The sequence below is a fragment of the Bacillus solimangrovi genome, from assembly GCF_001742425.1.
GTDB classification, from domain to species: Bacteria; Bacillota; Bacilli; order Bacillales; family Bacillaceae_N; genus Bacillus_AV; species Bacillus_AV solimangrovi.
Map to the genome: position 1 here is coordinate 19588 of NZ_MJEH01000036.1, position 9837 is coordinate 29424.

Below are 9837 nucleotides of genomic sequence, written 5' to 3' on the forward strand. Positions count from 1 at the left end.
ACAGCTTACTATACCTAAAAAACGGGGTCGTAAATCCAAGAAAGAGTGTGAACAATGGTTAAAAGAACAAGCTGATCAAGAATCAGGACGGACATAGCATAAAAAAAGTTGTTCATCAGTTAAATGCTTCATTAGTGGAACTTCGTTCAGGAGTTCCACTTACCCTAACCTAGGGTATCAAGAAAAATAGCAAACTGAAAAACGTAGCTTGGTTCGGTTATAAAGCACACATAGCAGTTGGTACACAGAGCCAGCATATATCCTTCAAACGTTGATGTCATCGGCAAGTTTAAGTGATCGAAAAGGAGCTAATCCATTATTAAAAGGGATACATAAGACGTTTCATTTACCGATTCGTTATGGATTATTAGATGCTGGATATGATTTCAAGGCTATTTATCAACAACTACACAACGTGAATGCTTATCTCAAAGAATATTTTCAACTAAACAATGTACGTCATTGAAGTGGAAAAATTGCAAAGGTACATTTCGACTTGGTCACGCTTGTTTATAATGGGACTAAACTAGCAATTGACCGTATGAACCGTAGTAAGGTGCTACAAAATTCAATGGCTGTATAAACTTAAAAAACATCAAAAATGAAATTCTGGATTTTCAACCTCGACTAAAACGACGTATTATGAAATTGATTCGTATATTTTTTTTAAAAAAGATCTTCGTAATTAAAGATCTTAGAACATATTATATAACTCAATAGCTATGTATAAAGCTACTCCCCATATAATTATTGCTGATACTTTATTTAGTAATGTTAATAGTTTACCTTCTGTATCAAAATTACCTACTATTTTTCCAGCTATCGCAAGACCCAAAAACCAAATCCAAGAAATAACTATGCATGCGAAAGTAAATATCACTTTTTCTGGACCTACATAGTTAAGTGAACTCGTTCCGATCACACCAATTGTATCAAGAATTGCATGGGGATTGAGAAGAGATACTGACATAGCAAATATAATTTGCTTCTTAGGAGACAATGCAACTTCTTTTTGACTTAGATTTGCAGGGTCACTATTCCAAACCGACCACCCCATGTAAAGTAAAAATATAAGTCCTACCGAAAAGATTACTGTTTGCAAAATAGGAACAGATAATACTATAACAGAAACTCCTAACACGGCTAATAAAATTAGTAAAGTATCACAAAGAGAAGCTGTAATTATAACTGGAATCGCCCCTCTAAATTTTGGTTGAGAAGCTCCTTGATTAAAGACAAATACACTCTGTGCACCAAGGGGTAGAATTAATCCAAAAGCTAATATGATTCCATGAAGTAGTGCTGCCAACATAATGTCACCCCTCCTTTAAATTCTTAACTTATTTTCGGAAATCCAGTTGAAAAATTCTTTTTACACCCACATCATGATAACTATCACTTTGATCACCATTTATTCCCTTAAATTCTGGATGTGTGATGTCAGGATAAATAGCAGCCCATCCTCTAAGAGGTGGCATAGCACCAGAAATACTTCCGATCTCTGTGTTATAAATAGTTCTTCTCTTGGACCACATTGTATATGGGACAATATAAAAAATAAACCTAGAAATCCTAGAAATGCTGCTAGATGGGTTGTTAATGCAAGAGCAACTAAACCGAGGATCGACATGAGTATGCCAAGCCAAAACACTGTTTTAGGCTTTATTTCTCCTGTTACAGTTGGTCTATTTTTGGTTCTCTGCATAATTGCATCTATATCTCGGTCATATAAGTTATTAAAAGCTCCAGCTGCACCCATTACTAAAATAGAACCTATCAAAGTAAGAATTATTTCTATTAATTTCTCAAAAGGGCTGATTTGATATGTATATAATGCCAATGTTAATCCAGCAAACATCGTAATTAAGTTTGACTTAATAATCCCTGTTTTAATAGTTTGGGACAATATTTTTGAAAAAGTCTTTTTCTGTTTTGTATGACTTTCTTCCCTTCTCATTATTCCACTCTTCCCTTATGAATAGATCATCAACAGCTTTCGTACAACAATCTAAACTATTTGTGTTAATAATAAATAGTTATATAATCACAAATTGGTTGTAATATACTATATTGTATATAAATGTTATATATTAATAGTTGTCAATAGAACGGTATGAAAAGGAACGCGTCAAACAAATAAGAATCGACCGTCTAGCCTCAATTCTTCATTAAGAAGATGAACATATTAACAAAATAATAGATAAGTTTTGAGACATAATTGAAGCAGACAACATAAAATGAAACTTTCATCAGTGAAGGTTTTCTTCATCCCCGCCGATGGAGAAATTGAACCATTGAGATAATGACTGACGCTTGCTAGCACAACGGGATGACCAAGACTTTCACCCACTGTTTACTTCGTTGATTTAATTATGTTTTGAAGTAGTGGCCTTAACGTCAGTTGACATTTTATAAAATAAGCGCAGTACTCTGCATTTTTCTTCGCAAAGCTCTGCACTTCTATTTTGCAATCTTCAGCTAGTTTTAGGTGAACTCCTAGTTTGTCATGTTTCTACTCTATCAATTGTTTTCTGTTGTTTCTCATCTACAACGCTAACAAACTTTCACATGGAAATATATGAGGATTAGTTACAATGATAGTGTAAACAAAACATTAATAAACACTCAATAATCATACAGATTCGCAATACGAATAGAACCATGATTAACAGCCTAATTAACTAACAAAAAAAGCTTGGATAATAAAAACCAAGCGTTCTGTATATTAAGCTAAAGCTTCCATTTAAGTTTGATCATTCCTGTCATTTCGCCAACTCTTCTAACATTTCATAATCTATTGATTCTATTATTTCTTCTGTACCGTCTTTTCTTACATACTTAACTTCAACGTCTTTAAACGGACTAACAGCATACCAATACCTTTTGTTTCCTTCAACATCAATGATCTTTGCTTGTTCTTCCCCAGCATATATTTCAGTAATATTATTGTCACTTATCGCTCCTGAATAGATATGTGGTAGCTCGTTCATAGCTGACCACTTATGCGGTGTGTCCCATTCTGCTCCTCTAGTTTGTTCCCAGTACCAAGTTCCATTCTCTTTCTTAAAATACGTAATAAATATTTGTTCTCCCTGAATATTATTTTCTCTCCTAATAGCAATAGCATCTTCTTTTTGAACTACATTTTGTTCATGATGAACAAGTGAATAGGAATTGAGAACATCTTTATCATATCCCTCTTGTTTTGCTTCCATTTCTTTATGAAAAAACTCCTCAAATGTTCGTTCTTTTGAACAACCTATTAAGAGTGATAGTAAAAGAAAAAACATAAGTAATCTATTTAACCTCACAGAACCCCTCCTCTTTAAATCATATCTTATCACTTATGCAAAATGATTGTTTTCTGTCTTCATGTTCACTTTCAAATTAAGTCGAACAACAAGTGAAAAAGTGGAGGGAAGTCTGTTAACCCGTAAAATTTTATATGTGACTTAGTTCATAGCCTCTAAATTAAATAGTTCTTAAAAGTAATTTGACATAAAATATGTCACTGTATATAATTGACGTAATTTATGTCAAAGGTGGTACAGTCAATGAAGAAAACAGACATATTAAATTCGAAGACAACCTTAGAGTATTTGGTTTTAATTAATGACAAGTCTTATTCTCAGATTGGCAAAGAATTAAATATCACACCCCAACAATTTTCAGATTGGATTAAGAAACGACGACCCATTCCTAAAGAACGATTACAATTACTATGCCAGTACTTCGATTTGGATAAAGAATATTTAGTGGATGAGAAACAATTTACTAGGAATCTTAATCCAATTACGAAAATTGACATTCAAATGTTATTAGCAAAAAAGAAAATTGAATTGGAACCTGAAAATAACGAATTGTACACCGAAAAGGTGAAAGAGCTTGAAAAAGAACGTGTCAAACAAGTAAGAATCGGGCGTCTAGCATCAATTCTTCATAGAGAAGATGAGCGTATAAACGAGATGATTGACCAATTTTTAGACAAAATTGAAGCAGACAACATAGATGAATAAGAGGATTTTACTAATAACCTCACAAAATAAGCACCTATTGATGATAATCACATTTTATAGGGAAGGATGAGAACCGATGGATAACAACCAAAAATTGAAAAAGCTGCAATATAAACAAACTCATACTGAAATGGGTATTTATCAAATTGAAAATCAATCAAATGGTAAGGTCTTGCTAGGTAGTAGTATGGATTTAAAAGGAATTATCAACCGTCAAAAGTTTGAGTTAAAATTTAATAATCATAAAAATAAAGATTTGCAGAACGACTGGAACATACTTGGGGAAGGCAATTTTTCATTTGAAATTCTAGAAAAAATTAAACCTGAAGAAGAGATTGTAACTGATTTAGGCGATCTAAAAAAATATCAAAAGAAATTAAAAACATTAGAAGAAAAGTGGTTTGAAATATTGAAGCCGTATGAAGAAAACGGGTATCACAAAATTAAGTGAAACTTCCATCAGTGAATTTTCTTAGGGATGAAGTGGGAATCATAGCGACAGTTGATACGTAGCAAAAAAATAAACGTCAAGTAGCTAAGAAATATACAATAGAATTGTTTATTTCCGTGTTACTTGACGTATTCTTCACACCTTTTTGAACTCTACAGATAAAAAGTAGTTATATTAACCATCTCAAAACTTTTATCATGAATTCTTTAATTATAGAAATAACTCCCCCTCTTATTCATACATCACTTCGACCTCATATCCTAACTTAGCGAAGAATTGCTGCAATACTTTTTCAGCTTGCTCTTCTGCACGTGTGAATAGGCCCATCTCCGTTGCTTCTTCAATCATTTGTTGCTTCGCTTCCGCTGCAAATTCAAATCCTTCTTCCCAATCTACATCTCCACGAAAAACTCCTTCAACAGAAAATAGCTTCACTTCATCGACATCCAACGATGGCTCTTGTAGTAGTTGTGCATGTGGCAATGTAATGTGCATTGTTTTCTTTTCTTCATCTATATTAATATCATTTTCTGAAACTTGCTGTAAGTCCACACCCGCTAGAATATTACCTGGAATAATTAACAACACTTTTCGTTTCGTACCAGGGACATTCACATTGATATCTTTTCCAAATAATTGATTATCCTCATGTTCAATTACCGTCTTCACGAATGCTTCAGCTGTTGCAAGCTTTGATAATTCTCTTACCTCAGTTACATAACTACCAGTCTCGTTAGTTGCACTAGATTGAGTCATGTACCAAAACACGCCTGCTCCACTTATGATTACAAATAACGTAAGAAGAAACAGCCATTTCCCCCACGTTTTCAGAAAAACCCCTAATAATTCTCCAGAACGGCTTGCACGAGGTTCAACATATGTTGCGGCAGTTTCTTGCTTCGCCCGTTTCATCTCTTGTACAATTTCTTCTAATCTATCGATTGTTTCTTTGTTCTTCACTCTTTCACATCCTCGCAATACGAACTACCTTCATTTTAGCTGAATCTATTAAAAAATTCATCAGACGATGTTCACTTCTGATAGAATAATAAATTAGATGAATAATGGTTAAGATTTTCCATAAGCAGAACCATTCAATTAGCAACAGCCTACTTATTAGTACAAATTAATTGAAAGGAAGAAAGCATCATGAAAGCAAAAAAATCTTCAACACTTATCGGTGTGCTCATTTTCATCATTTGCGCCTCAACCGTAACAGCTATGATTTTATTAACAATCAATCAAAGCAAACAGCCTTCCATTACAGCCGAACAAGCTGAACAAATCGCAATTAATCAAGCGATTGATGAAGGATATGAAGATGTTACCCTTTCTGATGAATATTCACGTGATATGTATGATTCAAGAGTTTTTTCTGAACAAGAAGAAAAAGATGTGCAAACATGGGAAATTCGCCTTAATGCCAAACAAATGAATCCGGAATACAATACACCAGCCGTCATTTATTACATTCATCAAGAAACAGGAGACATTATCCGCACAATTTATGGAATTGAACTAAATAGTGAATGAAAGAAGGATTGATAGACATGGCTCAATTGAACTTTCATGAAAAAGACTATACTGTCACTTACGGTGTTCAAACGATTGAACTTCTCCGTAAAGAGTTTGAACTGCTTCGTTTTTTATATGAACATACGGATCAAACTTTCTCAAGAGAGAAATTACTCGATAACATCTGGAAGCTCGAAACCCCAATCGATCGAACGGTTGATGATCACATATATCGATTACGAAAGAAGCTTCAACCACTACAACATATTATTAAAATTAACACTGTACGAGGACTTGGATATACGTTGCAAGTGAAAAGTGATGACCTAGCACTTAATCCATCGTTAATTGATTCAGATTTGAACGAGCGGGCTAATGAAATTTTGGAGAAATATCATTTATACGGTCAAGGTGAAGCCCTTCATACACTGATTGACAATCAAACACATTTAGGCCTGCAAATTAATCCTTTTTACAACTTGTATTTAAAGTTTATTCAAGGGCAATTTTTCGAGATTTTGGATAACCACCCAAATGATTTAGAAGAGAAAATTTTTTTCTTCCTCGGAATCTATAGCTCGATCCAAGATGATGTTGATAAGACGTTGCTATTATACGAACGTGCCTTACGAGGAAACGTATTTTCACCTGAAAGGGAAAAGGAAGTTGAAATTCTTTCAATCATACCTGTTCTTATTCAAGCAGGTCATCTGACGGAAGCAAGCAAACGATTAGCCATTTCAAAGCAACGAATATTCGATGAGAAACTTGATGGCTTTCACTTATATTTCAAACTTACAGAAGTCTTCTACCTTTTCCAAACAAACGGACTAGATGAAGCGAGTCACAAACTAGAAGAAGTTGACAAAATGCTCAAAGAACAGCCTTTCCTTAGAGAAAAAGGTCATTACCTAATCTTAAAAGGCATTGATCAGCTTAGAAAAGGTCTACCGCTCGAAGCAGAACAAACTATCGATACAGGGCTTGCGATCATTAAGCAATCTCGGTTTGAGTTTATTAACGTGCATTTGCTACATATGTTGTTACAGTTTTTACGTGAACGTTTCCATGAATCGAGACTATTAAAGAAATATGAAAAAGAATGGAATCGACTCGCAAAGAAATATGATTTCGATACGCTAAGACGACGAATTGAGAATGAAATACTCATTCACATCCCTTCTGTCTGATATTCCTCTGATAAATGTTCGTTATGATCGATCTATCATAACGAAAAGGGGATTCTAAACATGAAAACAAAAGCAATTTGGAAAAATCATCGCTTTGTAAGACTATTCTCCGCTGCTTCCATTTCGATTATCGGAGACTACTTTGATATGCTTGCGATCTCCGTCTTACTCGCCTACACGTGGAAGCTTGATCCAATGACAATTGCATATGTTCCATTAATGTACGCCCTTCCAGGTGTCTTATTTGGAACGTATGCAGGTGTCCTTTCTGATCGCCTACCAAGACGCAAGCTTATGATCGCTTCAGATGTACTTAGTGGATTGATAACATTTGGCTTTCTGTTTGCTGACAGCATTTATCTATTATTTCCACTCATTTTTATTCGTTCAACGATTGCTCTCGTCATACTTCCTTCACAACAATCATTAGTTCGTTCAATCGTACAAAAAGAACAATTATTACAAGCATCTTCTCTGATCGCAATGATTAATCAAGCCGGCAAAATTGCTGGACCATTAATTGGTGCTACAATTCTTGCGGTTTCTTCACCGCAAATTTGTATGATTATTAACGCGATTAGCTCCCTTATCTCAGCGATCATTCTACTTACATTAAGAGAGATCGATGAATTAGAAAGTCAAGATGAAACGGACACAAACGAAACTGGTCTACTCGCAGGCTGGAAATATGTACTCAGTCAAAAAATCCTCCTGTTTAGCTTCATTTTCATAAGCTTTGGTGTCTTCACCGTTCATTTAATCGATACACAATTTCCAATTCTATTTCGAGAAATGTTACCGACGAAACCAGAACGGTTAGGTTGGATGCTCGCCGCAAGTGGACTTGGTGCATTCATTGGCATGGCCATTCTGAATCGAAGAAAACAGCTTAATTACGGATGGGCTTTCGGAGGGAGTCTACTCCTCATTGCGATTAGTTTTATCGGCTTTGGATTATGGAGAAACGAGGAAAACCTACTCTTACCCGTTGCATTAGGACTGATTACTGGGCTTGGCAACGGAATATTTATCGTAGCATTTAATTATTTATTACAAATTGAAACAGCTAAACATCACATCGGGAAAGTTTACGGTATGCAAAATGCTTTATTTTGCCTTATCTTAATCACCGCACCTCCACTCGGTGGCTTACTCGTAAAATCGATGGGCGTTCAACCAGTTTTCCTTCTCTCTGGACTATTTACAAGTATCGTTGCCTGTATCGGAATTGGCTTTCAAAAGTACATTTGGACGATACACATGCGCAAAGATGAGATAGAAAACCAACTTGAACAGGTAAATGAAGGATAATATAAAGGTGATGTTGTCATATAGTTGTTTCTGCATAGTTGAAAACTATGACAATTATAGTCAAACATATATTTCCACCCAAAGTAAAAACAACGTAAGTCTACTTTTCATATGATGAAATTTTAGTAAATGCTAATCAAACGGTTCTGAAGTGATTTACAGTACAAAGGTAGAAAGCATTTAGTTATATCGCTCAAATAATTACGATGAACTGAAGAAAATTATCAATCGAATTAACCGCCCATCCAATTGATAATAATTGGTTAAAATGCTATTATTATACTAATAAACTCTCTATAACATCTATCTAAACATTGAAAGAGAGGTATTTCTTAACCAATTATGAGCCACTTACTTTTTCTAATTGTTAGCTACTTTACATTAATTTTTGTAATCCGTAAAATTGTATCACTTGAGAAGATCGTTACTAACAAGTATCTTAAAGAAGTGCAACAACACCTTACAATGCTAATCCTTAGCACTGCACTGATCGTTCTCATCGGATTTATCACTTATTCGATGTGGAAATTTACAGGAAGTTTGTATGATTGGAATGGCGTATATATAACTGGAGCTACTATGATTGCGACGTTTGGTTTTACGTTTATTTATTACTACCTAAGAAAGTCTAAATATAGTTAAAATTTTATAGATTATATCATTAGGTTAAACCTTAAAAAGCCTTAGTAATTTCGAACTAAAGATAAATCTCAATACATGGAACCTCATTCTTTTATAGAGTGAGGTTTATTAAATTGAATTTCTTCTAATTAATTATAATTGCAGATAGAAGTGAAACTAGGAAGCTAATAAAAAAACGGTTTTCATATTAGGATTGAAATGAAGTGGTTTGCTTTAATTATTCTAATCTCCTATTATTTTACGAACAGAAAAGCCACTGACGTTAAACGATCAGTGGCTTTTCCATATGTGTCAAAATCAGAGTATAGTTCGTAATCTTATTTGCTTATCCGTTCTTATAGTCCTAAATCTTCTAGTAACTGTTGCGCTTCTTCCTTCGTGATGTCTCCTGCTTTCACTTGCTCACGAATCTCTTCTAACGCTGCTTTCGTTTCTTCATCTAATTGAGAATATGCTTGAGCACGACCGCGTTTACCAATTGGATCTTCTAACCCTAACGCTTTAATTTCCTCACGTGCTTCTTCTTTCGTTAGTGTTCCCTCTTTCACTTGCTGACGAATTTCTTTTAATGCTGCTTTCGTTTCTTCATCTAAGTTAGATGTTCCTCGAAAATGACCTTTTTTACCTTTTGTTTTTTCAATTCCTAACTCTGCAAGCTTTTCATGTGCTTCTTCTTTCGTGATTTCGCCCGCTTCTACTTGCGCACGAATTT

At 34.5% G+C, this 9837-nt stretch carries 9 protein-coding genes and 3 pseudogenes; 7 read left to right on the plus strand and 5 right to left on the minus strand.

Annotation, left to right across the window (positions count from 1 at the left end; translation table 11 throughout):
• Positions 1-13: 13 nt before the first annotated feature.
• A pseudogene (locus tag BFG57_RS19320) lies at positions 14-583 on the plus strand (transposase); the annotation flags it as partial.
• Between the two features lie 111 nt (positions 584-694).
• Here the strand turns inward: BFG57_RS19320 and BFG57_RS12950 are convergent.
• From BFG57_RS12950 to BFG57_RS12960, 3 genes and pseudogenes are all read right to left on the minus strand, one after another.
• A complete protein-coding gene (locus tag BFG57_RS12950; protein WP_069717919.1) occupies positions 695-1312 on the minus strand; it encodes a LysE/ArgO family amino acid transporter in 618 nt (205 codons plus the stop codon).
• Between the two features lie 100 nt (positions 1313-1412).
• Positions 1413-1957 (minus strand): annotated as a pseudogene (locus BFG57_RS12955) (UbiA family prenyltransferase); the annotation flags it as partial.
• Positions 1958-2762: 805 nt separating this feature from the next.
• Entirely contained in the window at positions 2763-3311 is a 549-nt protein-coding gene (locus BFG57_RS12960) for a hypothetical protein (protein ID WP_245676762.1), read from the minus strand.
• Positions 3312-3554: 243 nt separating this feature from the next.
• On the opposite strand from BFG57_RS12960, the gene BFG57_RS12965 reads away from it, so the two are divergent.
• Together BFG57_RS12965 and BFG57_RS12970 are read left to right on the plus strand one after the other, a co-directional pair.
• Positions 3555-4016, plus strand: coding sequence for a helix-turn-helix domain-containing protein (locus BFG57_RS12965; protein WP_069717920.1), 462 nt, complete (start codon positions 3555-3557; stop codon positions 4014-4016).
• 76 nt (positions 4017-4092) lie between these two features.
• Complete coding sequence (locus BFG57_RS12970; RefSeq protein ID WP_069717921.1) at positions 4093-4467, plus strand: GIY-YIG nuclease family protein; 375 nt, start codon at positions 4093-4095, stop codon at positions 4465-4467.
• A 231-nt stretch (positions 4468-4698) separates the two neighbouring features.
• Here the strand turns inward: BFG57_RS12970 and BFG57_RS12975 are convergent, their stop codons facing one another.
• Positions 4699-5427 carry a DUF4230 domain-containing protein gene (locus BFG57_RS12975; protein ID WP_083249253.1) on the minus strand — a complete coding sequence of 243 codons (729 nt, stop codon included), beginning with the start codon at positions 5425-5427 and terminating at the stop codon, positions 4699-4701.
• 189 nt (positions 5428-5616) lie between these two features.
• Here BFG57_RS12975 and BFG57_RS12980 point away from each other — a divergent pair, with 189 nt between their 5' ends.
• The 4 genes from BFG57_RS12980 (at position 5617) to BFG57_RS18660 (ending at position 9125) form a co-directional block, all read left to right on the plus strand.
• Positions 5617-6000 carry a hypothetical protein gene (locus BFG57_RS12980; RefSeq protein WP_069717922.1) on the plus strand — a complete coding sequence of 128 codons (384 nt, stop codon included), beginning with the start codon at positions 5617-5619 and terminating at the stop codon, positions 5998-6000.
• Positions 5997-7172: a winged helix-turn-helix domain-containing protein gene (locus BFG57_RS12985; protein WP_083249254.1), complete on the plus strand. Its 1176-nt coding sequence runs from the start codon at positions 5997-5999 to the stop codon at positions 7170-7172. Before BFG57_RS12980 ends, BFG57_RS12985 begins: the two co-directional genes overlap by 4 nt.
• Before the next feature lie 60 nt (positions 7173-7232).
• Positions 7233-8483 (plus strand): MFS transporter, encoded by a 1251-nt coding sequence (locus tag BFG57_RS12990; protein ID WP_069717924.1) that lies wholly within the window; start codon positions 7233-7235, stop codon positions 8481-8483.
• Positions 8484-8825: 342 nt separating this feature from the next.
• Positions 8826-9125, plus strand: a complete 300-nt coding sequence (locus BFG57_RS18660) for a hypothetical protein (protein ID WP_139125140.1) — start codon at positions 8826-8828, stop codon at positions 9123-9125.
• Positions 9126-9460: 335 nt separating this feature from the next.
• Here the strand turns inward: BFG57_RS18660 and BFG57_RS19015 are convergent.
• Positions 9461-9837, minus strand: a pseudogene (locus BFG57_RS19015) (hypothetical protein); the annotation flags it as partial.

What these genes read in the sequence shown, in the direction of transcription:
- BFG57_RS12985 (WP_083249254.1), top strand. Translation starts at nt 5,997, where the DNA reads ATGAAAGAAGGATTGATAGACATGGCTCAATTGAACTTTCATGAAAAA.
- BFG57_RS12950 (WP_069717919.1), bottom strand. Translation starts at nt 1,312, where the DNA reads ATGTTGGCAGCACTACTTCATGGAATCATATTAGCTTTTGGATTAATT.
- BFG57_RS12980 (WP_069717922.1), top strand. Translation starts at nt 5,617, where the DNA reads ATGAAAGCAAAAAAATCTTCAACACTTATCGGTGTGCTCATTTTCATC.
- BFG57_RS12990 (WP_069717924.1), top strand. Translation starts at nt 7,233, where the DNA reads ATGAAAACAAAAGCAATTTGGAAAAATCATCGCTTTGTAAGACTATTC.
- BFG57_RS12965 (WP_069717920.1), top strand. Translation starts at nt 3,555, where the DNA reads ATGAAGAAAACAGACATATTAAATTCGAAGACAACCTTAGAGTATTTG.
- BFG57_RS12970 (WP_069717921.1), top strand. Translation starts at nt 4,093, where the DNA reads ATGGATAACAACCAAAAATTGAAAAAGCTGCAATATAAACAAACTCAT.
- BFG57_RS18660 (WP_139125140.1), top strand. Translation starts at nt 8,826, where the DNA reads ATGAGCCACTTACTTTTTCTAATTGTTAGCTACTTTACATTAATTTTT.